The sequence below is a fragment of the Lentzea flava genome (genome assembly GCF_014648475.1).
GTDB lineage: Bacteria > Actinomycetota > Actinomycetes > Mycobacteriales > Pseudonocardiaceae > Lentzea > Lentzea flava.
Genome location: NZ_BMRE01000030.1, coordinates 64,338 through 88,467, shown reverse-complemented (window position 1 = coordinate 88,467; position 24,130 = coordinate 64,338). Strand labels below are relative to the sequence as shown.

Below are 24,130 nucleotides of genomic sequence, written 5' to 3'. Positions count from 1 at the left end.
CTGTAGAGTGTCAAGCGTGGAAGTTCGGGCGCCCAGCAGACGAGAGCGACTGCGCGCGGAAGCCAGCGCGGAGATCAAGGCGATCGCGCTGAGACTCATGACCGAAGGCGGCCCGGCCGCCATCTCCCTGCGGGCGATCGCCCGCGAGATGGGCATGACCGCCGGCGCTCTCTACGGCTACTACGCCACGCGCGACGACCTGGTCAACGCGCTGATCGCCGAGGTGTACTCCTCGCTCGCCGACGCGGAGGAGGCAGCCCGCGACGCCGTGCCGGAGGAAGACCCCGTCGGCAGGGTGCTGGCCGTCGGTGAGGCGTTCCGGGCCTGGGCGATCGGGCACCCCGAAGAGTTCCAGCTCATCTACGGCGACCCGGTTCCCGGATATCAGGCGCCGGAAGGTGGTGCCGCGGCAGACGCGGAACACCGTGCGTGCGCGGTCCTCACCGGCCTGGTCGCCGCCGCGTGGCCCCAGGCCCAGCGGCTGGTGCCGCACGCGGACTACGAGTGGTCCGACTTCGAGCCGGGCTTCGCCGCGCTGATCAGGGAATCGTTTCCCGATCTGCCGCCGGCGGCTGTCGCGCTCGCCATGCGCGTGTGGGGCCGCATGCACGGCCTCGTGGCGTTGGAGGTCTACGGCCACCTCCGGCCGCAGGTGCGAGATCCGGCGAAGCTGTACCGCGCCGAGTTGCTCGACCTGACCGTGACACTGGGACTCACGCCACCGGCGGGCCGCCCGAAGTGATCACGCCGCCGATCCGCCGCAACACCGGGTTCGCGACGTCCTCGTTGCCGAGCACGACGGTCGCGCGCGCCGCTGGATCGACCTCGTCGAGGTACCGCCTGCTGGCCGCGTGATACCGCAGGTCGAAGGCACGCCGAGCCTGCTCCAGCCCGCCGAGCAACTCCGTGTCCCTGCGCGTCCCGCGCTCCCGCGCCACCTCGAACGGAGTGTCGACGAACACCACCTCGTCCCACACCAGGTCCCGCTGCAGGAAGCTGCCGTCGACCACCAGCACCTCCGGCGCCTCGACCGGCGGCTCGTCGATCGGGGTGTCCGAGGCCAGATCGATGATCCGCTCCCGGTACTTCCCGCTGCCGCCGGGTCCGAGCGGGTCCAGCACCAGGCGCCGGAACGACGCGAAGTCGTAGGCGTCGGCGTAGTAGCCGTCCGCCGAGTCCCGGCCCTGCCGGTGCCGCACAGCACGCGGGTTGTGGAACCCGTCCATCGACAGGTGCGCTGCCACGCGGCCACGTGCGGAAACCGCCGCCGTCAGCTCACGGGCCAGTGTCGTCTTGCCCGCCGCCGTGATCCCGTCGACGGCCACCCGCAGCGTGTGGCCGGAAACCTGAGCGACGAGGTGGTCGGCGATCCTGCCCAGCACGCGGTCCCGTGGAGTGATCATGAGACCGACTCTATGTCAGTCCTCCTCGATCTCCCGCCGCGAGAGCCGCACCTCCTCGATGTCGAGCTTGCGCTGCACCGCCCGAAGCACGATGTCGTCGATGGCCTGCTCGTCGCGCAGCCGCACCACCGTCTCCCGCTTGTGCGCGATCAGCTCCAGCCGCAGCGCGTTGTACTCGACCTCGGACTGCACCACCTCCAGGTCACCGGACTCCTTGGCCCGCGTGACCTCCAGGTGATGTTCGTACTCGGCGAGCACGCGCTTGTAGACGACGTCCGACACGCCCACCTTGTCGGCGAGGCGCGGCAGGGCCTCGTAGGCCTCCTCGGACGCGGTCGTCTGGGCCAGCCGGAGTTCCTCCTCCACCGCCGTGTCCTCCGGCAGCTGGGAGAACCGCAGGATCGACGGCAGCATCAGCGACTGCACGATCAGCGTCAGCACGACCACGCCGGACGTGATGAGGATGATCTCCTCGCGGAACGGGAACGGTCCGCCGCCCACCACCGTCTCCGGCACCGCCAGCGCGGCCGCCAGCGACACCGCGCCGCGGAACCCGGCGGCGGACGACACCAGCCGTTGCCGCGCACCCATCCGCCGGAGCCGTTGCTGGGGGCGGCGGTCGATCGCGCGGATGATGTACGGAGTCGTGTAGCTCCACAGCAAACGGGTGCCCGCCACGGTCAGGGCGACGAGCCCGATCGCGCCGAAGGACTTCCAGATCTGCGAGCCGTCGAGCGAACGGACCGCGCTGTTGGCCTGGAGTCCGATCAGGACGAACAGGGCGCCGTTGAGCACGAACGTCGCAATGCCCCAGAACGCCGTGGTCACCTGGCGGGTGTCGGCGCGCACGATGCGCGGGCCGACGCGTGCCAGCGTCAGGCCGCACGTCACGACCGCGATCACGCCGGAGCCGTGCACCAGCTCGGCCAGCAGGAACGCGGTGAACGGCGTGAGGATGCTGACGGTGGTCTCGTGCACCGGGTTGTCGAGGCGCCTGCGCACCTGGACGGCGAGCCACGCGATCGCCAGGCCGGCCGCCGCGCCGCCCGCGTACGACAGCAGCAGCCGCAGGCCGACCAGACCGGTGCTGAACTGCTGCTCACCGGTCGTGATGGCCACCGCGATCGCGTAGATCACGAGCGCGGTGCCGTCGTTGATCAGCGACTCGGCGCGCAGGATCGTGGTGGTGCGGCGCGGCATGCCGCGGGCGATGGCCGAGACGGCGGTCGCGTCGGTGGGCGCGAGGGCCGCGCCGAGCACCCACGCGGGGCCCCAGTCGAGGCCGAGCGCGTGGGCGACCGCGGCGACCGCGGCGGCGGTCGCGAGCACCAGCAACGTGCTGAGCAGCACGATCGGCCGCAGGTTGCTGCGGATCTCCCGCAGTGAGGTGTTGAGGCTCTCCCAGTACAGCAGGGCCGGGAGGAAGATCAGCAGCATCGCCTCGGGCGGCAGGCTGACCGACTCCAGGGTGGGCACGAAGCCGAGCAGCGCGCCGCACACGACGAGCAGCACCGGGGCGGCGAGGCGCAACCGTCCTGACGCGACACTGCTCGCCAGGATGCACACGCCCAGCACCACTACGAGTTCGAGACCGAGCATGCGCTCAACATAGGCGGCTCAGGCGCTCAACGCGTCATCCAATTCGGCGAGCAACCGCGACTTGGGTCGCGCTCCCACGATCTGCCGGATCGGCACGCCGTCGCGGAACAGCAGCATCGTCGGCAGCGACATGACCTGGTAGTCGCGTGCGGTGGCGGTGTTCTCGTCCGCGTTGATCTTCAGAACCGTGAGGTCGTCGCGCTCGCGGTCGATCTCGTCGAGCACGGGCGAGAGCATGTGGCACGGTCCGCACCACTGCGCCCAGAACTCGACGAGCACGGTGCCGGTCCGCGTCTTCTCCGCGAACGTGGCGTCGGTCAGCTGCACAGGAACTCCTTGGGTTCGGGCACGAGGCACGGATCTTGGAAGGCGAGTCTGGCCAGCAGGAACTCCCGGACTGTCTGGAGCCGCTCCAGGCACGCGTCCACCTCGGCGAGCTTGCGCCGGTAGACCTCGCGCGAGTCAGGGCACGAGTCGCCGGACTCGTGCCCCGCGCGCAGGCACGCCACGAACGGCCTGGTGTCCTCGAGTGACAGCCCGACCGCCTGCAGCGACTGGATCTCCTGCACCAGCCGCAGGTCGTGCTCGTCGTACTCGCGGTAGCCGTTGGACGTGCGCTGCGCCTCCAGCAGTCCCTGGGACTCGTAGAAGCGCAGCGCACGCGTGGTGGTGCCGGCTCGCTTGGCCAGTTCGCCGATCCTCATGGACCGAACGCTAAACCTTGACGCTCACGTCAAGGCAACCATTTCAGTCCGCGACCAGTCCGCTCGCGGACCACTGCCGCCGGATCAGCCACCGGCCCGGTGCGATGCCGGTGCCGCCGTGCTCGGGATGCAGCAGGTAGACGGGTGCGGTGTTCTCGACGACGGTGTTGTCCCTGTGCTCCGACCACCGGCAGGTGCCCGGATCGGCGACGAGGACGTGCGGGTTGCGGCCGTTCACCCCCGCCACGAGGTGCACGCCCTCCGCAGGCACCCAGCGCCCGCCGTTCTGGTCCGGCGGCTCGGGGACCATCGAGAACGGGATGACGATCAGGTCGCCCTGGGCCTGCAGGCCGTCGACGACGGGGATGGTGGACTCGCGCTCGAGGTGGTCGAGCGCGTCGACCCTGGTGCGGTCGACGAGTTCAGCAAGATTCATGGTGTCTTTTACGTGCGTCGTTGGAGTTGGGCGTACTGGTCGGCGCGCAGCCCGTAGGTCCAGGCCGCGGCGTCGACGGGATCGCGGTACCACCGCGGGATGTTCAGTCCGTACCGGCGCCGGCTGCCGTCGCGCTCGACCGAGCCGTTCACGACCAGCAGCAGGTTGACGCGGTCCCACAGGTCGTAGAGCCGCAGGTCGAAGCCGGGATTGCCGGGATCGGGCGCGGTCGCGATCAAAGGCGGACCGACCTCGGCGACGTACCGCTCCCAGCCGAGGTGTTCGGCCGCGCAGAGGCGCACTTCCACGTCGGGCTCGGTCATGATGCGGACGACGTCGGGCTCCTCGATCACCCACCTGGGCACGGTCCGGCCGTGCCAGGCGTAGGCGTGGCTGCCGTCGGAGAACGCGAGAGCGGGGCCGTTGTCGTTGTGCAGCAACGAGTTCGCGTCGACGTGCACGGCGACCGGGCGGTCGGCCATGACGCAGACGCCCTCGCGCGGCCACCACCAGCCGGTCGACCTGGTGAGGGTCTTCCACACCTCGAGCAGTGCCAGGTCGGCGGGGCCGCAGCGCACGTCGAGCCGTGCCAGCCAGTCGGCGTCGTGCTGCCCAGCCCAGCCGAGGCCCGGCGATCGCGGCATCGTGGAGTTCACCGCCGGTACCAGGCTTTCCCGGACGCTGCGGCGCAACCTGCTCGCGGCGCCCTGCCATTCGCCGCGGTGCCGGTGCCTCAGGCCGGAGACGTGCGTCGCGATCTGCACCTCGACGGTCCGCACGTCGTCGCTGTAACGGAACATCTGGTTGTGCGGCAACACTTCCGCGGCTTCAGCCGGAGAACGCACCCAGATGAACTCCGGCGGCGGCCTGCCCGTGGTCGCGTAGAGCCGCGCCACGGCCTCTTCGGCCGCGGGACGATCAGCGGGTGCGGTGCTCAGCGCGTGGGCGAACCAGTCGTCGCGGAGCCGGGAAGAGCGGGCCTCGAGCCCGCCCGGTGCGCTCACAGCGCGAGGGCGCGCACGCCCTTTCGAGTCGACATGCGCAAGATCGTGGCACCAGAGCGGCCGGGAGCGCAAGCACGAATCCGGATCACCTCGGTGTCCGACAGTTGTTCAGCACGTGGACGACCTTGCTCGCGCGCTCGGGTCGTCCATAACGTGAACCGTGCGGTCGTGACGGTGTCCTCAAAGGACAGACCGGACGAGGAGGCGGGTTGCCATGCGGGTGAGCATCACCATCGACACCGAGGACGAGGAGACCGCGGTGCGGCTGCTCGGCGCGCTCAAGGACGTGGGCCTGGTGCACGCGGCGGAAGCGGCGGTCGACGAAGCGGACGTCCGGATCCTGCCCGACACGCGGCAGGTGCTGCTGCGGGACGAGCCCGTCGAGCTCACCAGGCTGGAGTTCGAGCTGCTGCTGCACCTCTGCGCGCATCCCGACCGGGTGCACCGCCGCCGTGAGCTGCTCGCGGCCGTGTGGGGAGTCAACGACAACTACAGCGGCGCCCGCACGGTCGACGTGCACGTGCGGCGCGTGCGGCAGAAGCTCGGCGACGCGGCCGACGTGATCCAGACCGTGCGCGGCGTCGGTTACCTGGTCGCCTCGACCGGCCGGGTGCGGGTCGACCGCTCGCCGAACGTGGTGCGGCTCGCCGACCGACGAGCCGGGTGAGCGCGCTTTAAAGCAGTTGCACCCACTTCCACGCTCGGTGTTGCATGCGACGACACCGGATCGTGGGGGAGTGGTCGATGCACGTGGGCGAGATCGCGACGGATGTGTCCCTTGTGGACGAACTGATCCGCACGCAGTTCCCGCGCTGGCACGGACTCCAGATCACGAAGGTCGCGCACGGCGGCACCGACCACGCGATCTACCGCCTCGGCGACGAGCTTGCGGTGCGGTTGCCGCGCATCGACCGGGCGAAGCACCAGGCCGGCCGCGACGCCGTGATGTTGCCGACGCTCGCCCCGCACCTCCCGGTCGCCGTCCCGGAACCGCTCGCACTGGGCGAGCCCACCGAGAACTACTCGTTTCCCTGGTCGGTCGTGCGCTGGCTGACCGGCGACACCGCGACAGTCGACGCGGTGCGAGCAGACACCCCGGTCCGCTTGGCGGAGCTGATCCACGCCCTGCAGGGCATCGAGGTGAACGGGGAGCAGCGGGCCCCGCACCGGGGGCACGCACACCAGGAGAGGGACGACGACCAGGTGCGCGAGTGCATCGCCGAGCTCGGCGGCGATCGCAGGCTCGTCGAGGTGTGGCAGGAGGCGCTCGACGCACCGCGCTGGGACGGGCCCGGCCGCTGGCTGCACGCGGACCTGCACGGGGGCAACCTGCTGTTCACCGACGGCGAGCTGACCGGGGTGGTCGACTGGGGCTGTGCCGGTGTCGGCGACCCGGCGGGCGATCTGATGCCCGCGTGGTTGTTCCTCGACGAGAAGGGCAGGCGCGCGTTCCGGCGTGAGCTGAGCTTCGACGACGCCACCTGGGCGCGGGCCCGTGGCTGGGCGCTGCACCTCGCGGTGATCGGCCTGCCGTACTACCGCGACACCAACCCGGTGTTCGCGGACATCTGCCGACACACGCTCAACCAGCTGCTGGCGGAACGGTAGGGGAGGTTTCCGTTCGATGAATTCGTGCCGCGCCTCCAGGACGCCCCGATCACCGGCGCGACGAAGGCGACGGAGGCCGGTGCCGCCATCAAACCCGTGCCGCGTATGCCATAGCACGCCGCGCCATCCGCGAACCGGCGTAATGCTCCCCGCCATTCGGGGTCATTCGTCAGGTTACGCACATGAGAAAGTTTCATCACCCCTCTCGACGGCACCCGTGGTTTGTGCGTACGGTGAGCCCACTAACGTACTGGCCAGTAGGTAGCGAACTGAATTCCTTTCTCCCCACCCCTGCACGGTGAGGAAGCGAGCGCAGTGGACATGCTGTCGGATCGAGAACGGGTGCTGTGCCTGAGTCCGTTCGGCACCCCGAACCCGGCCCTCGTGGTCGCGGCTGAACGAGCCGGTGGACTCGGCGTGCTCGATCTCGGGGCCCATGCCGCCCGTGATCTTGAGCGCGTCGTCGAGCGACACGGCGGCCCGTTCGCGGTGCGGCTGCACGGGCCGCTGAGCGTGCCTCTGCCCGATGCCGTCGACACGGTCGTGGTCGATCTCCGCCAAAATGATCTGACACGCCATGTCCCGAACCTGGCTGAGCTGGGTGAACGCCGGATCCTCGCGGTGGTCACCTCCGTCGCCGAAGCCGTCGAAGCGATCGAGTTCGGCGCCACCGGGTTGATCGCCAAGGGGGCAGAGGCGGGCGGCAGGGTGGGTGGTTCGCCCGCGTTCGTGTTGCTCCAGCAGGTGCTCGCGCTCACCGATCTGCCGGTCTGGGTGGCCGGGTCGATCGGGCCCGACACGGCCGCCGCGGCGATCGCGGGCGGGGCTCGCGGAGTGGTGCTGGAAGGCCAGCTCACACTGGTCGCGGAGGCGCGAAAACACATTTCCGGTGAAATTGTGAACGTCGTCCGCGCGATGGACGGGGCCGACACGGTCGTGAACGACGGCGTGCGTGTGCATGTTCGTCAGAACACGCTCGAAATTGGTCAGGAAGGCGCGTTCGCGGAATTCAATCGCGTCTCGTTTGGGACCGTTGGAGGTGTCGTCGGCGCGATTCGGCGGGCCATTCGAGACAATGTCGCGCTGGCGGGTGAGCACCGTTCGATCCGGGCCGGAGGGCCGTTCTGCGACCGCGTGCCGGGACTGCGCTACCCGATCGCGCAGGGGCCGATGACGCGGGTGAGCGACCAGCCCGCGTTCGCCGCGGCCGTCGCCGAGGGCGGTGCGCTGCCGTTCCTCGCGCTCGCGTTGATGGAGGGGCCCGCGGTCCGCGAGCTCCTCGAAGCCACGGCGGAGAAGCTCGGCGGGCGGCCCTGGGGTGTCGGGCTGCTCGGGTTCGCGCCGCCGGAGCTGCGGGCGCGGCAGCTGGAGGCCGTGCTGGCGGTGCGGCCGAAGTACGCGATCGTCGCCGGCGGCACGCCCGCGCAGGCGCGCGAGCTGGAGGACGCGGGCATCGAGGCGTTCCTGCACGTGCCGTCACCCGCATTGCTGCGCCGCTTCCTCGACGAGGGCGCGCGCAAGTTCGTCTTCGAGGGCTCGGAGTGTGGCGGTCACACGGGCCCTCGAACCAGCTTCACCCTGTGGCAGCAGCAGATCGACGTGCTGCGCGGCCGCGAGAAGGACGTCACGGCGCTCTTCGCGGGCGGCATCCACAACGCGCGGTCGGCGGCGATGATCTCCGCGCTGACCGCCCCGCTCGCGGCCCGTGGCGCGGCCATCGGCGTTCTCGTCGGCACGGCCTACCTGTTCACCGAGGAAGCCGTCACGCACGGCGCGATCCAGCCGGTGTTCCAGCAGGTCGCCCTGGAGTGCGAGGACACCGCCCTGCTGGAGACCTCACCGGGCCACGCGGTCCGCTGCGCGCAGACGTCCTATGTGGACACCTTCGAGCAGAAGAGGGCCGAGCTCGCCGGCCTGCCGAAGCAGGAGAGCTGGGAGCAGCTCGAACAGCTCAACCTGGGACGGCTCCGGCTCGCGAGCCGAGGTCTCGTCCGCGCAGCCGACGGCCTCAGGGAGGTCGGCGAGGAGGAGCAGCGCCGCGAAGGCATGTTCATGATCGGCCAGGTCGCGACGCTGCGGTCCGAGCGGACCACGATCGCCCGGCTGCACGAGGACATCGTCTCCGGCATGCTGCCCGAGTCCGGCGAGGACACCGTCGAGCGGGAGCCGCTGGACGTCGCCATCGTCGGCATGGCCGCGATCATGCCGGGCGCGCGGGACGTGGCCGAGTTCTGGGCGAACATCCTCAACGGCACGGACTCCGTCACCGAGATCCCGCCGGACCGCTGGTCACCGGAACGCTACGACAGCCCGTTCAAGTGGGGCGGCTTCATCCCGCGCACGGCGTTCGACCCGCTCGCGTACGGCATCCCGCCCGCATCGCTGACCTCGATCGAACCCGCGCAGCTGCTGGCGCTGGAGGTGTCGGCCCGCGCGCTGAAGGACGCCGGGTACGCCACTCGGGTGTTCGACCGCGAGCGCACGTCGGTGATCTTCGGTGCCGAGGCCGGTGCCGACCTCGCGAACGCCTACACCGTCCGCACCGCGTTGCCCGCCCTGGGAATCCGCGGTCTCGACGACCACCTGCCCGCGCTCACCGAGGACTCGTTCCCCGGCGTGCTCGGCAACGTGATCTCCGGCCGCGTGGCCAACCGGCTCGACCTCGGCGGCGCGAACTACACCGTCGACGCGGCCTGCGCGTCCAGCCTCGCCGCGCTCGACGTGGCGTGCAAGGAACTCGTCGGCGGCACCAGCGACATGGTGCTGTGCGGCGCGGTCGACCTGCACAACAGCGCGCACGACTACCAGATGTTCGCCTCGGTGAAGGCGTTGTCCGCCAAGGGACGTTGTGCCACGTTCGACTCCGCGGCGGACGGCATCGCGCTCGGCGAGGGTGTGGCGTGCCTGGTGTTGAAGCGGCTCGCCGACGCCGAACGGGACGGCGACCGGGTCTACGCGGTGATCAAGGGCATCGGCGCGTCCAGTGACGGCCGGTCGATGGGCCTCACGGCGCCGCGTCCGGAAGGCCAACAACGAGCGCTGCGCAGGGCCTACGCGTCGGCGGGACTGCCGGTCACGTCCGTCGGCCTGGTCGAGGCGCACGGCACCGGAACCGTCGTGGGCGACCGGACCGAGCTGGCGTCGCTGACCGAGATGTTCTCCGGTGTCGAACCCGGCACCTGCACGATCGGCTCGGTCAAGTCGCAGATCGGGCACACCAAGTGCGCGGCTGGCCTCGCGGGCGTGATCAAGGCGGCGCTGGCCGTGCACACCGGACTGCGGCCAGGCACGTTGCACGTCAAGCAGCCCAACGCCTTCTGGGACGCGCGGACGAGCCCGTTCGCGTTCGGCCACCGCACCTGGGCGACGCCTGCCGAGCAGCGCGTCGCGGGCGTGAGCGCGTTCGGCTTCGGCGGCACCAACTTCCACACCGTCGTCGCCGGGTACGCCGGTGCCGACGAACCGCGCCACGGCCTCACCGCGTGGCCCGCCGAGCTGTTCCTGATCCGCGGTGACGATCAGGCCGCCGCGCAACGGGAAGCGGTTCGGCTCAAGGCGCTGGTCGACGAACGCACGCCGCTGCGCGCGCTGGCCGCGGCATGTGGCGAGGGGACGATCCAGGCCGCGTTCGTCGTCAGTGATCACGAGAGCCTGCGCAAGGCGCTCGCGGACGTCGAGGCGTGGCGCGCGTCTGACGTGGTGCGGTTGCGTGACGGAGAGCGGCCGAAGATCGCGTTCCTGTACCCGGGACAGGGCAGCCAGCGTCCGGGCATGTTGCTCGACCTCGTCACGGCCTTCCCGCGGCTGCAGGAGTTCGTGGACGCCCGGTACGAGCGGGTGATGTACCCGCCGGTCGCGCTGACGGCCGAGGACGTCGCGAGGCAACGCGCGGAGATCACCGACACCCGGATGGCCCAGCCGACGCTCGGCATCGCGGGCCTGATGGTCACCGCGCTGCTGGAATCCGTTGGCGTGCGGCCGGATCTGGCCGGTGGCCACAGCTACGGCGAACTGGTCGCGCTGGCGGTCGCGGGAGTGTTCGAGCCCGCCGACCTGCTGGCGCTGAGCTCCGCCCGTGCCGAGGCGATGCTGGACGCGGCCGGCGAGGACCCCGGCACGATGGCCGCGGTGTCCGCGCCGCCGGCCGACGTCGAGGCGCTGCTGCCGCCGGATGTCGTGGTGGCCAACCACAACGCGCCCGACCAGGTCGTGATCTCCGGGCCGACCGCCGCCGTCGAGAACGCCGTCGAGGTGCTCCGCACCGCCGGTCTGAGCGTGAAGAACATCCCGGTCGCCGCCGCGTTCCACAGCCCGCTGATGGCCGGTGCGCGCGACAGGTTCGCGGCTCGGCTCGCGGCCATGTCCATCGGTGAGACGGCTTTCCCGGTCTGGTCGAACGTCACCGCAGCACCCCACACCGACGTGCGTGAAGGACTGTCCGCGCAGCTCGCGGGCCGGGTCCGGTTCGTGGACCAGATCGAGTCGATGTACGCGGCGGGCGCGCGGATCTTCGTCGAGGCCGGGCCGGGCGGTGTGCTGACGTCGTTGGTGGGCAAGACCCTCGGCGACCGGCCGCACCGGGCGTTGCGCTGCGACGACCACGTGACGTTCCTGCGCACGCTCGCGGAACTCGCGGTCGCCGGTGTCGAGGTCGACGCCGCACCGCTGTTCGAGGACAGGGCAGAGCCGGCGACGGCCGTGCCGCAACGGCCGGGCTGGTACGTGGATGGAGGTCTCGTGCGGGACGCGAACGGCGACGCACTGCCCGGCGGGCTGCGGCCCGCCACCGAGCTCCCGGCTGTCGGCATCATGTCGGGCAGGGCCGGCTCGGGGCTGGGGCGCGACGAGATCGTCGAGAAGTTCCTGGACGGCATGCGGGACGCGGTCAGCGCCCAGCGCGACGTCCTGCTGAGCTACCTCGGCACCGCCCCCGCCGCCCCGGCCCCCGCCCCTGCTGCGGCACCGCTGCCCGTGCTCCAACAGGCACCGGCACCGCAGGCCAAGCCGCAGGAGGACGTGTCGACGGTCGTGCTGCGGACGATCAGCGACCGCACCGGCTATCCGATCGAGATGCTGCAGCCGGGCCTGGACCTGGAGGCGGACCTGTCGGTCGACTCGATCAAGCGGACGGAGATCGTCGGCGAGCTGGCGTCCGTGCTGGGCGCGACAGGCCCGGTGGACGAGCTGGCGCAGCTGAAGACGATCGAGGGCATCGTCGGGTGGTTCGGTTCCGCCGCACCGGTCAGCGCTCCCGCCAAGGACGTCAAGGCGATCGTGCTGCGGACGATCAGCACCCGCACGGGCTACCCGGTCGAGATGCTGCAGCCGGGCTTGGACCTGGAGGCGGACCTGTCGATCGACTCGATCAAGCGCACGGAGATCGTCGGCGAGCTGGCCGCGGAGCTGGGAGCGTCAGGTTCGGTCGACGAACTGGCGCAGTTGAAGACGATCGAGGCGATCGTCGGCTGGTTCGGTGCCACCCCGCAGGAACCGGTCAGCGGTGGCCGGCTCGTCCGGCTCGTTCCCCAGGTCGTGCCGTGCGAGCCCGCCGAGCCCGCGGACCTCACCGGCAAGACCGTTCTGATCGTCGACGACAACGGCATCGGCCTCGAACTCGCCGACCTCCTCGAACGCCACACCGCCCGTCCGCGCATCGAGCCGGCGTTTCCGGACGACCTGACCGGCATCGACGTCGTGGTGCGGCTCGGCGGACGGCTCCCGGAGGCGTTCAGCGAGGTCAAAGCCTGCGTCACCAACGGTGTGAGTCTCCTCGTGGTCACCACGGGCGGTGGCACGTTCGGCTTCGATCACACCCCGGACGAGCTGCCCGCGGACATCGGCCTGCACGGCCTGATCCGCACGGCCGCCCTCGAGTACCCGGACCTCGTGGTGCGCGCGGTCGACGTCAACACCAAGGAAAGCCACCGCGACATCGCCACCGCGCTGCTCACCGAGATCGGCCCTGGGCCTGCCGTCGTCGGCTACCACGCGGGCAGGCGCCAGGTCATCGAGGCGGTGCCGGCCGAACTCGGCACCGCGGCCCTCGACCTGAACGCGGACAGCGTGGTGCTGCTGACCGGTGGTGCCCGCGGCATCACGGCGCTGGCCGCGACCGCGCTCGCCGACCGCACCGGCTGCCACGTCGAGCTGATCGGCCGCACCCCGATCACGCAGGAAGACCACCGGCTCACCCACGCCAGGACCGAGCCCGAGCTGGTCAAAGCGCTGTTCGAGCTGGGCGAGACCGAGGACGTCCCGGCGAAGGCGCGCAGGGTGCTCGCCGAACGCGAGGTCCGCGAGACCTTGGAACGCTTGCGCGCCAAGGCATCCAGCGTCCGGTACCACGAATGCGACGTCACCGACGCCGACGCCGTGGCGAAGGTCGTCGACGACATCAAGGCCCGGTTCGGCAGGCTCGACGGCGTCATCCACGGCGCGGGCGTGCTGGACGACAAGCTGATCGCGGACAAGACGCAGGAGTCGTTCGACCGGGTCTGGGCCACGAAGGTCAACGGAGCCAAGGCGTTCCAGGATGGGTTCCTCGTCCTGTTCGGCAGCGTCAGCGGTGTGTTCGGCAACCGCGGCCAGGCCGACTACTCGGCGGCGAACGACGCCCTCGACCGGATGGCCAGGTTCTGGGGTGCGCACCGCAAGGTCATCGCCGTCGACTGGGGTCCGTGGGCCGGTGCGGGCATGGCCGTCGGGCTCGCCGGCGAGTACGCGCGCCGCGGCATCCCGCTGATCGAGCCCGAGCAGGGCGTGACCGCGTTGCTCAACGAGATCGCCAACGGCACGGACGTCCAGGTGGTCTACCGATGGGAGGCATAGCGATCGTCGGCATCGGCGCCGTCTTCCCCGGTGCCCCCGATGCCACGACGTTCTGGCGCAACATCGTCACCGGCGTCGACGCCATCGGGCAGATCCCGGCCGGACGCTGGGACCCGGCCACCTACTACGACCAGGACAGCACGACCGACGACAGGTTCTACTGCCGCAGGGGCGGGTTCGTCGACGACCTCGCCGAGTTCGACCCGACCAGGTTCGGCATCATGCCGTCCACAGTGGACGGCGCGGAGCCCGACCAGCTGCTCGCCCTCGCCACGGCCGCAGAGGCCATCGCGGACGCCGGCGGCGAATCAGCGCTGCCGGACAGAGATCGCGTTGGCGTTGTGGTCGGGCGCGGCGGTTACCTCACGCCCGGCTGCGCCCGCCTCGACCAGCGGGTCCGGCTCGCCGACGAGGTCGTGTCGGTGGTTCGCGACCTGTTCCCGAACCTCGCCGGATCGGACCTGAACACGGTCCGCCGGGCGATCAGGGAGAAGCTCGGGCCGGAGCAGCCGGAGTCGTCGATCGGGCTCGTGCCGAACCTCGCGGCGTCGCGGATCGCCAACCGGTTCGACCTCAAGGGCACCGCCTACACCGTCGACGCGGCCTGCGCGTCCGGGCTGGTCGCCGTCGAGCACGCCGTCCGCGAGCTCCAGGAGGGCCGCGCGGACGCCATGCTCGCCGGCGCCGTCCACGTCTGCCACCACCCGACGTTGTGGAGCGTGTTCACCCAGCTCAGGGCGTTGAGCCCGAGCGAGCGCATCCGGCCGTTCGACGCGAGTGCGGACGGAACCCTGCTGTCCGAGGGCGTCGGCATGGTCGTGCTGAAACGGCTGGAGGACGTCGGCGACGAGCGTGTGTACGCGGTGATCCGCGGCATCGGCACCGCGAGCGACGGCCGTGCGACCAGCATGATGACGCCCAACCCGGAGGGCCAGCTCCTTGCCGTGCAACGGGCTTGGGCCAACGCCGGGCTCGATCCCCACGAGGACGGGCCCGGGCTGATCGAGGCGCACGGCACCGCCACACCCGCCGGTGACGCCGCCGAGCTGCAGACGATGATCAACGCGTTCGGTGCCCAGGGCGACGAGATCGGCATCGGCACGGTCAAGTCGATGATCGGCCACGCGATGCCGGCCGCGGGCATGGCCGGCCTGATCAAGGCCGCGCTGGCGTTGCACCACAACACGCTCCCGCCGACGCTGCACGTCGAGAAGCCGCACAGCGCGTTGCAGGGCACCAGGTTCACGCCGGTCCGGGAAGCCCGCGAGTGGAGCGGCCCGCACCGCGCCGTCGTGAACGCGTTCGGGTTCGGCGGGATCAACGCGCACGCCGTGCTCGACGGCCACACCGTCGTGAAGCCGCGCAAGCCGGTCATGACGTTCGCCGCGGACACCGCGGAAGAGCTGGCCAGGGCGCTGCGGGAACGCCGCACGTCGAACGCCGACCGCGCGTTCCGGCTCGCCATCGGCAACCCCGACGAGCGCAAGCTCAAGCTGGCTGAGCGCGTGGTCGCCCAGGGCAAGGCGTGGCCAGGCAGACACGACATCTGGTTCGCCCACGAACCGCTGCTGACCAGCACAGATCAGGTCGCGTTCCTGTTTCCCGGCTTCGAGCGCGAGTTCAGCGGCGAGGTAGTCGAGCACGCCGTGGGGCTGCTGCGGGACGGCCGGCGCGAGGCCCGCGAACTGATGGCGCTCGGCATCACGCCCGGCGCGCTCGCCGGGCACAGCATGGGCGAGTGGACGGCGATGGTCGTCGGCGGGATCTACCCGACGATCGACGAGTTCGTGGACGCGCTCGGGCCCGGCGCGGTCGCTGTCGTCGACATCGCCTACGCCGCACTCGGCTGCTCCGCCGACGTCGCCGCACAGCACCTGATCGACGGTGTCACGATCAGCCACGACAACTGCCCGCACCAGTCGGTGATCTGCGGGCCGATCGACCGGCTCGAAGTCGTGCTGGAACGGCTCAGGGCCAACGGCGTCATGGCTCAGCTCATGCCGTTCCGCACCGGCTTCCACACCCCGGCGCTCGCCCCGCATCTCGGCCGGGGCGCGGAGATGCTCGACCAGCTGCCGGTCCGCGCGTCGGACATCCCGGTGTGGTCGGCGAACTCGCTCGAACCGATGGCCGTCGAGGAGGTCCGCGACCTGGTGCTGCGGCACCTCGTCGAGCCCGTGCGGTTCCGGCCGCTGCTGGAGCGCCTGCACGCAGCGGGCTTCCGCGCGTTCGTCCAAATCGGACAGGGCAGCGTCACCGGGTTCGTCACCGACACGCTGTCCGACCGGCCGCACCTCGCCGTGAACGCCGACATCGCACCGGAAGCGCTGTGGGCGTTCGGGCTCAAGCGCGGCACCGCGCACAAGGTCAAGCTGCGGCTCGGAACCCCGAAGATCAAGGTCGACCCGCTCGGCGCCGAACCAGTGGTGGTGGCAGAGGACAGCCCGATGTCCGCGGCCGTCAACGCGTTGCTCGCCCACACCAACGCCGTGGCGCGCGAGGTCGTCAGCGCCCTGAGACCGAACGAGGCCGGGTTCACGCGCGAGTTCTCGTTGCGCACCATGCCCGAGCTCGTGGACCACTCGGTGTTCCCGCAGGCACCCGGCTGGCCCGATCTCGCCGACGGCTTCCCGATCGTGCCCGCGACCGGCCTGCTGGAGGTCTTCGCGGACGCCGCCCGTAGGCTCACCGGCGGCACCGTCCACGGGTTCACGCAGGTCAGGGCCAAGCGGTGGCTGACAGCGCTCCCGTCGACGACCGTGAAGATCTCCGCCCGCGCGGACGGCCCGAACCGCGTCGTCGTGAAGGTCGGCGACTACGCGGAGGGTGTCGTGCTGATGGCACCGGTGGCCGCGCAGCCGGTCGGCGAGGACCTGCGGGGCGTCCGCGAAGCGCCGGTCACCGCGGCGGAGCTGTACCGGGACAACTGGATGTTCCACGGACCGGCGTTCGCGGGCGTCACGAAGATCGACTGCCTGGCGGACAACGGCATCGCCGGTGTGCTCACACCGCTGCCCGCGCACGGTGCGTTGCTGGACAGCGCGGGGCAGCTGATCGGGCACTGGATGCAGGTCACCCACACCGTCGACCAGACGGTGCTGCCCACCGGCATCGACCAGGTGTCGTTCCACGGACCAACGCCTGTTGATGATGTCCAATGCACGGCCTGGATCCGCTCGGTGACCGCCCAGGAGATGGTCGCCGACGCCGAGCTGACCGTGCACGGTGAGCTGTGGTGCCGGATCACCGGCTGGACCACCCGCCGCTTCACCACGGACGACCGGATCTGGCAGGTGAAACTGCGTCCCGGCACCGAGATGCTGTCCACACGGGACGGTGAGTGGCTCACCGTGCGGGAGAACTGGTCCGACAGCGCGACCCGCGACCTGATCATGCGGCGCTACCTGAACTCCGCCGAGAGACAGCACTACGGCGGCCTGGACGTGCCCGCCCAGCGGGACTGGCTGCTGCGCGTGATCGCGGTGAAGGACGCCGTCCGCGCGTTGCTGTGGGATCGCGGCGCCGGGCCGATCTATCCGGCGGAACTGACGGTGACCGCGGAGCTGGAAGTGCGCGGCGCGTTTTCGGTGCCGCAGGTCGAAGTTGTCGCGGAACGAGGAAAAGCCGCCGCGCGCGTGCGAACGGAGAAGTGATGGACGAGGTGCTGCAGCAGGTCGCCAAGATGATCACCGAGGTGGTCGGGCCTGACTTCCTGCTGGGCGTGGAGATCACCAGGGACACCACGTTCAGCGACGACCTCGGCCTGGAGTCGATCGAGTTCGTCGCGCTGGCGGACAAGCTCAACGCCCACTACGGCGTCGACCTCGTGGCGTTCCTGGCGGACATGGACATCGACGAGATCATGGCGATGTCCGTGGGCCGTCTGGTCGACCACATCACGGCTCGTGTCTGACGTTCACGCCCGAGGGCTGCGCTTCCACGTGCAGCGGCTCGGGCCGCCAGAAGACAGGCAGGACGCGCCGACCGTGGTGTTCGTGCACGGCCTGGTGATGGACAACCTGTCCAGCTTCTACTACACGCTCGCCGCGCCGCTCGCGTCCCGCGGCTTCGGCACCGTGCTGTTCGACCTGCGCGGACACGGCCTGTCCGAACGTCCACCCTCCGGGTACACGCCGGAGGAGAGCGCGCTCGACCTCGTCGCCGTGCTCGACGAGATCGGCGTGACCGAACCGGTTTACCTGGTGGGCAACAGCTACGGCGGGGTGGTCGCGATGCACGCGGCCGTCCAGTCTCCCGAGCGGGTCGGCGGCGTCGCGCTCGTCGAGTCGGCGTGCGGGGGAGTGGTCGGCGACGCGTGGTTCGAGGACATCACCAACACGCTGACGGTCGCCGCTCTGGGCCTGGAGTTCGACCGGACGCAGGACCAGCTGATGGCGCTCGGCCAGCGCAAGATCGCGCGTCTCGCCGTGAACGCCAACGCGTTGCTCAACGGCACCACGTTGATCGACGACCTGGGCTCCGGCGCGAAGCTCGACCTGACGCAGGTGCGATGCCCGGTGCTGGGCGTGTTCGGTGCCGAGTCCGAACTGGTCGGCGCGGCGGCGGAACTGCGGGAGCGGATCCCGTCGTGCCGGCTGCACCTCGTGTCCGGGCTGGGGCACACGGTGTTGCGCGAAGCCACCGCCGAGCTGCTCGACGTGCTGCTGGACTGGTTGCCGTCATGAGCAGGTTCCTGTTCGTGGTGCCGCCGCTGACCGGCCACGTCAACCCGACCGCCTCCGTGGGCGGCGAGCTGCTGGCGCGCGGGCACGACGTGGCGTGGGTCGGGCATCCGGGCACGCTCCGGCCGTTGCTGCCGGACAACGCGGTCGTGTTTCCCGCGATCGACGACGTGCTGGAAGCGGACATCCGGGCCAAGCGGGAGCGGTGGCTCGCGTTGCGCGGGATGGCCGTGCTCAAGTTCTTCTGGGAGGAGTTCCTCATCCCGCTCGGGCACGCGATGGTCCCGGGAGTCGCGGACGCGGTCCGGCTGTTCGCACCGGACGTGATCATCGCTGATCAGCAGGCGCTGGCAGGGCCGGTGGTGGCGGGGCACGCGGGTCTGCCGTGGGTGACGTCGGCCAGCACGTCGGCCGAGCTGGTCAATCCACTGAGGACGATGCCCAAGGTCGATGCCTGGGTGCGGGACCTGCTGCACGACTTCGCGGGTGGGGACATCAGGTTCTCGGACCTGCTGGTGCTGGTCTACAGCTCTGCCGCGCTGGTGGGGCAGGAGTTCGGCGAGGAAGTGGCCTTCGTCGGGCCCGCGCTCACGCACCGGGTGGAACGAACTGACTTCCCGTGGCGGCGACTCACCGGACAACGTCGGGTTCTGGTGTCGCTGGGGACGTTGAACGGCCCTGCGGGCGAGCGCTTCCTCGGCCAGACCCTGGAGGCGGTGGCGGACCTGGACGTCCAGGTGATCATGGTCGCCGAGCCGCGCCCGGCACCCCCGAACGTCCTCGTGCTCCCGTCCGTGCCCCAACTCGCGTTGATGCCGCACCTCGACGCGGTCGTCACCCACGGCGGCCACAACACGGTGTGCGAGGCACTGGCCCACGGATTACCGCTGGTCGTGGCACCGATCCGGGACGATCAGCCGACCGTCGCCGCCCAGGTCGTCGCGGCCGGCGCGGGCGTGCGGCTCACCTACTCGCGGGCGCGGGCCGCGGAAATTCGCAGTGCACTGGAATCCGTGCTGGACGAGCCGGAGTACGCGGCCGCCGCGGAGCTGGTGCGCGAGTCGTTCTTGGCGGCAGGCGGCGCAGCGGCCGCGGCCGACCGACTGGAGAAGGTGGTGGCCGGGTGATCTTCAGCGTGTTGGTGGTGCTGGTCGTCCTGCTGGACGTGCTGCGCCTGCGGTCCCGCGCGTCCAAGCTGCGAGTGCTCGCCAAGGGTGCGGGTGAGCACTCGCTCCTCACCGCCACCGGCGTCCATCCCGAGGGCTCGTGGGAAACCGACGCGGACCTGGTGGACCTCGTGCCGCCCGACCTGCCGACGGTGGCCGCGCTGGACCTGCTCGGGTCGGTCGACCCGGCGAAGTACCGCGATGACCAGTGGGCGCGGGGGATCAGCGCCGCGCAGGCCGTGCTGGTGCGCGAGCCGTACGTCGAGAAGATCAACCCGGACGATCCGACCGAGTTCGTCGCCTACGTGCGCAGGGTCAAGGACCACGTGCGGGCGCGGGTCGACATCGCGGTGGCGCCGGGGCTGAAGGCAGGGCCGTACGACCTCGGCTACCGCGCGGCGACGCTCAGGCAGCTCGGGAAGCGGCCGTCGCTGTGGATCGCGGGCTCGGTCATCGGCTACGCGGCGGTCGTCGGGGCAGTGGTCACGGCCTGGCCGTGGGGGCTCGTCGCGCTGGCCGCGTACTGGGCGCACCCGATCCTGGTGTTCGCCGGAACGCCCTTGAAGCCACGTGATCTGTGGGTGCCGCGCATCCTGCGCACCCCGTACCTGTGGGTGAAGACGGCCGGTGGCAAGAAGTCCACCGCCGAGAAGCGTCAGGCCGAGCACCTCAGGCAGGCCACGCCCTGGTACAAGCAGAACCGCGACAAGAACTTCCACGAGGCCCGGCGCGACAACTGCCCGTCGTGCGGCAGCACCGATCTGCGTCGGTGGGTCACGGCCACGGACCTGGTGCAGCGCAAGCCCGGCAAGTTCACGATGGACCGGTGTGTCCGATGTGGACACGTGTGGCAGAACCCGCGGCTGACCGAGGAAGGCCTGGGCTTCTACTACCGCGACTTCTACGACGGCCTCGGCGAGACGTCGGCGGAAGCGGTGTTCTCCGGCAAGACCGATCCGTACTACGGCCGGGCGCGCATGGTCGAGCCGTTCACGAAGCCGCAGCGGTGGCTCGACGTCGGGTCCGGGCACGCGCACTTCTGCCTGGGAGCCAAGGAAGTGCTGCCGGCGACCGTGTTCGACGGGCTGGACCAGGGCGCTGCCATCGAGGACGCGGCGCGACTCGGCCGGATCGAGCAGGCCTACCGGGGCAGCTTCAAGGAGTTCGCCGGCGAGCTCAAGGGCCGCTACGACGTGATCAGCATGCACCACTACCTGGAGCACGTGCGCGACCCGTGGGAGGAGCTCGACATCGCCGCGGACGTGCTGCCCGAGGGCGGCTACCTGCTGATCGAGCTGCCGGACCCGGAGTGGCGGCTCGGACGGTTGTTCGGGCAGTACTGGATGCCGTGGTTCCAGCCGCAGCACCAGCACATGATGCCGATCGACAACCTGGAACACGCGCTCGCCGACCGCGGACTGACCACAGTGGCCAAGGAACGCTCGAAAGCCCACCTGTGCAACGACTTCACGCTGGCGTTGCTGCTGTTCCTCGGCAACATCGCACCCCGCACGCCCGCTCCGTGGCGTCCGGAGCGGGTGCGGTTGCGCCGGACTCGCAGCTTCCTGGTGTGGTCGCTGGGGATTCCGGCGTTCTTCGTCGCGATGGCGTTGGACCAGACGGTGAACCGGTTCCTCGCTCACCGCAGCGATCGCGGCAACGCCTACCGCCTGCTGGCCCAGAAATCGGTGCAGAAGTCATGATCGACATCGCGGACCGGCCGGAGATCGCGCCGGAGCTCAGGCTGGTGCCGCACGCGTTCCGGCGCACGTTCGGCCGTCCTGCGGAAGGTGTCTGGTACGCGCCGGGCGTGCTGAACCTGCTCGGTGGCGCGGTGAAGGTGCACGCCAAATGGGGTGCGATCGTGGCGGGAGACCGCCGCGACGACGGCAAACTCGAACTGGTGTCGGTGAACCGCCCGACCGAACGCGCCCTGCTGCCCTCCACCGACGTCCCGGCCTGGGCAGCCCCGCTGGCCGCCTTCCCCGGTGGTGCCACCCTGATGTGCAGCGTCGACCTGCCGCAGGGCAGCGGCCTGTCCGCAGGAGAGGCGTTGCGAACGGCGGTCGGGCTGGCGTTGCGTGATCTGGCGGGAAACGCTCACGAGGAGCCGGAAGCAGCCCAGCTGGATCTGCCGGGGCAGCGATTGCTGGTCGTCGACACGCGGGTGCGGAGGGAGAAACCGCAGGAGGAACGGTCGTTCACCCCGCGCACCGGAGACCTCGGCGCGGCGTTGACGGCGTACCACCACGCCCAGGATCCGGATCCGGTGCAGGACGCGGTGGTGAAAGCCGCGCTGGCCGCCGGTGCGCGGGGTGCGAGCATGCTGGTCGACCCGCCGGGCAGGCCCGCTGTCGCGCTGGTCGACGCGGACCTGGTCCCCGCGGTGAAGAAGGCGATCACGAAGGCGGCGGAGATTCCTCCCCGCTACCTCACGATCACCCCTGCTCGCTTCAGAACTGAGGCTTTACGGTGAACTCGGCCCGGCGGAGGTCCTTCGAGTTCGGGCCCACCAGCAGGACGAACTCGCCGGGCTCGACCACGCGGCAGCCGTGCTGGTCGACGATCGTGCAGGCCGCCACCGGCAGCTCCAACGAGACCTTCGCGGACTCGCCGGGCTCCAGGTCGACTTGCCTGAACGTCTTGAGCTCCTTGTCCGCCCAGCTGACCGACGTGACGGCGTCGCTCACGTAGACCTGCACGGTCTCGCGCGCGGGCCGGGTGCCGGTGTTGGTCAGGGTGATCGAGGCCCGCACGGTCTCGTCCGGCCGCAGCACCGCCGTCTCCACGTGCAGGTCGCCGTACTCGACGGTCGTGTACGACAGGCCCTCGCCGAACGCGAACGCCGGCTCCTGCGTGAGGTCGGCGTAGCGGGAGCCGTGCTGGCCGCGGATCTGGTTGTAGTAGGTCGGCTGCTGCCCCGCGTGCCTCGCGAACGAGATCGGCAGGCGGCCGCTGGGCTCGATCAGGCCGTGCAGCAGCTCGGCGATCGCGCGACCGCCCTGCATGCCGGGGTTCGCGACCCACAGCAGCGCGGCGGCGTTGCGGGCCGACTCCGGCAGCACCAGCGGCTTGGACGCGAGCAGCACGACGATCATCGGCTTGCCGGTCCCGGCGAGCGCGTCGAGCAGCGCGATCTGGCCGCCGATCAGGTCGAGCGTGGCGGTGGACCGGCCCTCGCCGACGAGTTCGACGCGGTCACCGACGACGGCCACCACGTAGTCGGCGGCCTGAGCTGCGGCGACGGCCTCCGCGATCAGCGCGGCGTCCGGCGGGCAGGGCTGGACGATGCGCGGACGCGGCTGGCCGTCCGGGAACGTCTCGCCCTCGGGGTCCGGTTCGAGCGTCAGGATGTCGGCACCGCGTGCGTACGTGACCTCCTGCGAGGAGAGCTCGCGCAGGCCGTCCAGGACCGTGGTGATCATGTGGCGCGGCTGGCCGTCGGGCAGCCAGTCGGCCTGGCCGGACGAGCCCGCCCAGTCGCCGAGCTGGGTCTGCGCGTCGTCGGCGAGAGGACCGACGACGGCGATCCTGCCCTGGCGGAGCGGCAGCACGCCGTCGTTGCGCAGCAGCACCAGTGACCGGCGCGCGACCTGGAGGTTCAACGCCGCGTGGTCCTCGTGGTTGATCACGATCCGCTGGCGCTCGGGGTCGGGCCTGCGCGGGTTCTCGAACAGGCCCAGGTCGAACTTGAGGGTCAGGATCCGGCTGACCGCCTGGTCGAGGTCCTTCTCGTCGAGCAGGCCCTCCTCGACGGCCTGCAGCGCGCCCTCGAAGAACTGCGGCGTCGTCATGATCATGTCGTTGCCCGCCTTCACCGCCGCCGCGGCGGCGTGCGCGTAGTCGGGCTGCAGCTTCTGCTCCCAGACCATGCGGCCGACGTTGTCCCAGTCGGTGATCAACGTGCCCTGATAGCCCCACTCGCCGCGCAGCACCTCGTCCAGCAGCCACGAGTTCACCGTGATCGGCACGCCGTCGGTGGTCTGGTAGCCGAGCATGAACGTCGCGCAGCCCTCCTTCGCGACCCGTTCGAACGGCGGCAGGAACCACGACCGCAGCTTGCGCCGCGACAGGTCGGCCTCGCTCGCGTCCCGGCCGCCCTGTGTCTCCGAGTAGCCGGCGAAGTGCTTGGCGGTCGCGAGGATCGCGGTCTCGTCGGTGAGGCCGTCGCCCTGGTAGCCCCTGACCATGGCCGCGGCGAGCTCACCGATCAGCACCGGATCCTCGCCGAACGTCTCGTCGACGCGGCCCCAGCGCAGATCCCGTGCGATGCACAGCACGGGCGAGAACGTCCAGTGCACGCCCGTCGCCGCCGCCTCGATCGCGGTCACCCGCGCGACCTGCTCGACGAGCTGGGGGTCCCACGTGGCGGCCATGCCGAGCTGGGTGGGGAAGATCGTGGCGCCTTCGTGGAACGAGTGACCGTGGATGCAGTCCTCGGCGATGAGCAGCGGCACCCGCAGCCGCGTCCGCGCGGTGAGGTCGTGCGCGCGCAGCACCCGCTCCGGCGAGGTGTGCAGGATCGAGCCGACGTGCTTGCGCAGCACGTGGTCGTCCAGGTCCTCCCTCGAGTCCAGCTGCATCATCTGCCCGACCTTCTCCGGCAGGGTCATGCGGCCGAGGAGGTCGGCGACCCGCGTCGCGGTGGGCAGCGTGGCGTCGAGGTAGGGCACGTCGTCGCGATCCATGTGGTCTCCGGG

17 protein-coding genes are annotated in these 24,130 nt (G+C 70.6%); 10 read left to right on the top strand and 7 right to left on the bottom strand.

What is annotated here, in order from left to right:
* Positions 1 to 16 precede the first annotated feature (16 nt).
* The gene (locus IEZ09_RS28730) at positions 17 to 742 is read left to right on the top strand and encodes a TetR/AcrR family transcriptional regulator (RefSeq protein ID WP_229813039.1); all 726 of its coding nucleotides are present in this window, start codon (positions 17 to 19) and stop codon (positions 740 to 742) included.
* On the opposite strand, the gene IEZ09_RS28725 is transcribed toward IEZ09_RS28730, so the two are convergent.
* Genes IEZ09_RS28725 through IEZ09_RS28700 form a run of 6 tightly spaced genes read right to left on the bottom strand, consistent with a single transcriptional unit; the run spans position 714 to position 5,146 of the window.
* Positions 714 to 1,403 carry a nucleoside/nucleotide kinase family protein gene (locus tag IEZ09_RS28725; protein ID WP_189256905.1) on the bottom strand — a complete coding sequence of 230 codons (690 nt, stop codon included), beginning with the start codon at positions 1,401 to 1,403 and terminating at the stop codon, positions 714 to 716. The two genes, IEZ09_RS28730 and IEZ09_RS28725, sit on opposite strands and share 29 nt — an antisense overlap.
* Positions 1,404 to 1,418: 15 nt before the next feature.
* A complete protein-coding gene (locus tag IEZ09_RS28720; RefSeq protein WP_189256904.1) occupies positions 1,419 to 3,002 on the bottom strand; it encodes a Na+/H+ antiporter in 1,584 nt (527 codons plus the stop codon).
* An 18-nt stretch (positions 3,003 to 3,020) separates the two neighbouring features.
* Complete coding sequence (gene trxA, locus IEZ09_RS28715; RefSeq protein ID WP_189256903.1) at positions 3,021 to 3,329, bottom strand: thioredoxin; 309 nt, start codon at positions 3,327 to 3,329, stop codon at positions 3,021 to 3,023.
* A complete protein-coding gene (locus IEZ09_RS28710; protein ID WP_189256902.1) occupies positions 3,320 to 3,706 on the bottom strand; it encodes a MerR family transcriptional regulator in 387 nt (128 codons plus the stop codon). The genes trxA and IEZ09_RS28710 overlap by 10 nt, the downstream gene beginning before the upstream one ends.
* A 43-nt stretch (positions 3,707 to 3,749) precedes the next feature.
* The gene (locus IEZ09_RS28705; protein ID WP_189256901.1) at positions 3,750 to 4,142 is read right to left on the bottom strand and encodes a DUF8820 family protein; all 393 of its coding nucleotides are present in this window, start codon (positions 4,140 to 4,142) and stop codon (positions 3,750 to 3,752) included.
* Positions 4,143 to 4,150: 8 nt separating this feature from the next.
* Positions 4,151 to 5,146: a DUF6745 domain-containing protein gene (locus tag IEZ09_RS28700; RefSeq protein WP_189256900.1), complete on the bottom strand. Its 996-nt coding sequence runs from the start codon at positions 5,144 to 5,146 to the stop codon at positions 4,151 to 4,153.
* 214 nt (positions 5,147 to 5,360) lie between these two features.
* Between IEZ09_RS28700 and IEZ09_RS28695 the strand changes: the two genes are divergently transcribed.
* From IEZ09_RS28695 to IEZ09_RS28655, 9 genes are all read left to right on the top strand, one after another.
* Positions 5,361 to 5,813, top strand: a complete 453-nt coding sequence (locus IEZ09_RS28695) for a winged helix-turn-helix domain-containing protein (protein ID WP_189256899.1) — start codon at positions 5,361 to 5,363, stop codon at positions 5,811 to 5,813.
* A 44-nt stretch (positions 5,814 to 5,857) separates the two neighbouring features.
* A complete protein-coding gene (locus IEZ09_RS28690; protein ID WP_229813038.1) occupies positions 5,858 to 6,754 on the top strand; it encodes an aminoglycoside phosphotransferase family protein in 897 nt (298 codons plus the stop codon).
* Between the two features lie 321 nt (positions 6,755 to 7,075).
* Positions 7,076 to 13,582: a type I polyketide synthase gene (locus tag IEZ09_RS28685; protein WP_189256898.1), complete on the top strand. Its 6,507-nt coding sequence runs from the start codon at positions 7,076 to 7,078 to the stop codon at positions 13,580 to 13,582.
* Positions 13,570 to 17,235: a beta-ketoacyl synthase N-terminal-like domain-containing protein gene (locus tag IEZ09_RS28680; RefSeq protein WP_189256897.1), complete on the top strand. Its 3,666-nt coding sequence runs from the start codon at positions 13,570 to 13,572 to the stop codon at positions 17,233 to 17,235. The genes IEZ09_RS28685 and IEZ09_RS28680 overlap by 13 nt, the downstream gene beginning before the upstream one ends.
* Positions 17,235 to 17,495, top strand: coding sequence for an acyl carrier protein (locus tag IEZ09_RS28675; RefSeq protein ID WP_189256896.1), 261 nt, complete (start codon positions 17,235 to 17,237; stop codon positions 17,493 to 17,495). The genes IEZ09_RS28680 and IEZ09_RS28675 overlap by 1 nt, the downstream gene beginning before the upstream one ends.
* Positions 17,488 to 18,267, top strand: a complete 780-nt coding sequence (locus tag IEZ09_RS28670) for an alpha/beta fold hydrolase (protein ID WP_189256895.1) — start codon at positions 17,488 to 17,490, stop codon at positions 18,265 to 18,267. Before IEZ09_RS28675 ends, IEZ09_RS28670 begins: the two co-directional genes overlap by 8 nt.
* On the top strand, positions 18,264 to 19,391 hold the full coding sequence (locus tag IEZ09_RS28665; RefSeq protein WP_189256894.1) for a glycosyltransferase: 1,128 nt from the start codon (positions 18,264 to 18,266) through the stop codon (positions 19,389 to 19,391). Before IEZ09_RS28670 ends, IEZ09_RS28665 begins: the two co-directional genes overlap by 4 nt.
* Positions 19,388 to 21,133 carry a methyltransferase domain-containing protein gene (locus IEZ09_RS28660; RefSeq protein ID WP_189256893.1) on the top strand — a complete coding sequence of 582 codons (1,746 nt, stop codon included), beginning with the start codon at positions 19,388 to 19,390 and terminating at the stop codon, positions 21,131 to 21,133. The genes IEZ09_RS28665 and IEZ09_RS28660 overlap by 4 nt, the downstream gene beginning before the upstream one ends.
* Entirely contained in the window at positions 21,130 to 21,906 is a 777-nt protein-coding gene (locus tag IEZ09_RS28655) for a hypothetical protein (RefSeq protein ID WP_189256892.1), read from the top strand. The genes IEZ09_RS28660 and IEZ09_RS28655 overlap by 4 nt, the downstream gene beginning before the upstream one ends.
* On the opposite strand, the gene IEZ09_RS28650 is transcribed toward IEZ09_RS28655, so the two are convergent.
* Complete coding sequence (locus tag IEZ09_RS28650) at positions 21,884 to 24,118, bottom strand: exo-beta-d-1,3/1,6-glucosidase (protein ID WP_189256891.1); 2,235 nt, start codon at positions 24,116 to 24,118, stop codon at positions 21,884 to 21,886. The genes IEZ09_RS28655 and IEZ09_RS28650 overlap by 23 nt on opposite strands.
* Between the last annotated feature and the right edge of the window lie 12 nt (positions 24,119 to 24,130).

Coding starts and splice junctions, on each gene's coding strand:
- IEZ09_RS28725 (WP_189256905.1), bottom strand. CDS start 1,403: ATGATCACTCCACGGGACCGCGTGCTGGGCAGGATCGCCGACCACCTC.
- IEZ09_RS28720 (WP_189256904.1), bottom strand. CDS start 3,002: ATGCTCGGTCTCGAACTCGTAGTGGTGCTGGGCGTGTGCATCCTGGCG.
- IEZ09_RS28710 (WP_189256902.1), bottom strand. CDS start 3,706: ATGAGGATCGGCGAACTGGCCAAGCGAGCCGGCACCACCACGCGTGCG.
- IEZ09_RS28705 (WP_189256901.1), bottom strand. CDS start 4,142: ATGAATCTTGCTGAACTCGTCGACCGCACCAGGGTCGACGCGCTCGAC.
- IEZ09_RS28695 (WP_189256899.1), top strand. CDS start 5,361: ATGCGGGTGAGCATCACCATCGACACCGAGGACGAGGAGACCGCGGTG.
- IEZ09_RS28690 (WP_229813038.1), top strand. CDS start 5,858: ATGCGACGACACCGGATCGTGGGGGAGTGGTCGATGCACGTGGGCGAG.
- IEZ09_RS28685 (WP_189256898.1), top strand. CDS start 7,076: ATGCTGTCGGATCGAGAACGGGTGCTGTGCCTGAGTCCGTTCGGCACC.
- IEZ09_RS28680 (WP_189256897.1), top strand. CDS start 13,570: ATGGGAGGCATAGCGATCGTCGGCATCGGCGCCGTCTTCCCCGGTGCC.
- IEZ09_RS28675 (WP_189256896.1), top strand. CDS start 17,235: ATGGACGAGGTGCTGCAGCAGGTCGCCAAGATGATCACCGAGGTGGTC.
- IEZ09_RS28665 (WP_189256894.1), top strand. CDS start 18,264: ATGAGCAGGTTCCTGTTCGTGGTGCCGCCGCTGACCGGCCACGTCAAC.
- IEZ09_RS28655 (WP_189256892.1), top strand. CDS start 21,130: ATGATCGACATCGCGGACCGGCCGGAGATCGCGCCGGAGCTCAGGCTG.
- IEZ09_RS28650 (WP_189256891.1), bottom strand. CDS start 24,118: ATGGATCGCGACGACGTGCCCTACCTCGACGCCACGCTGCCCACCGCG.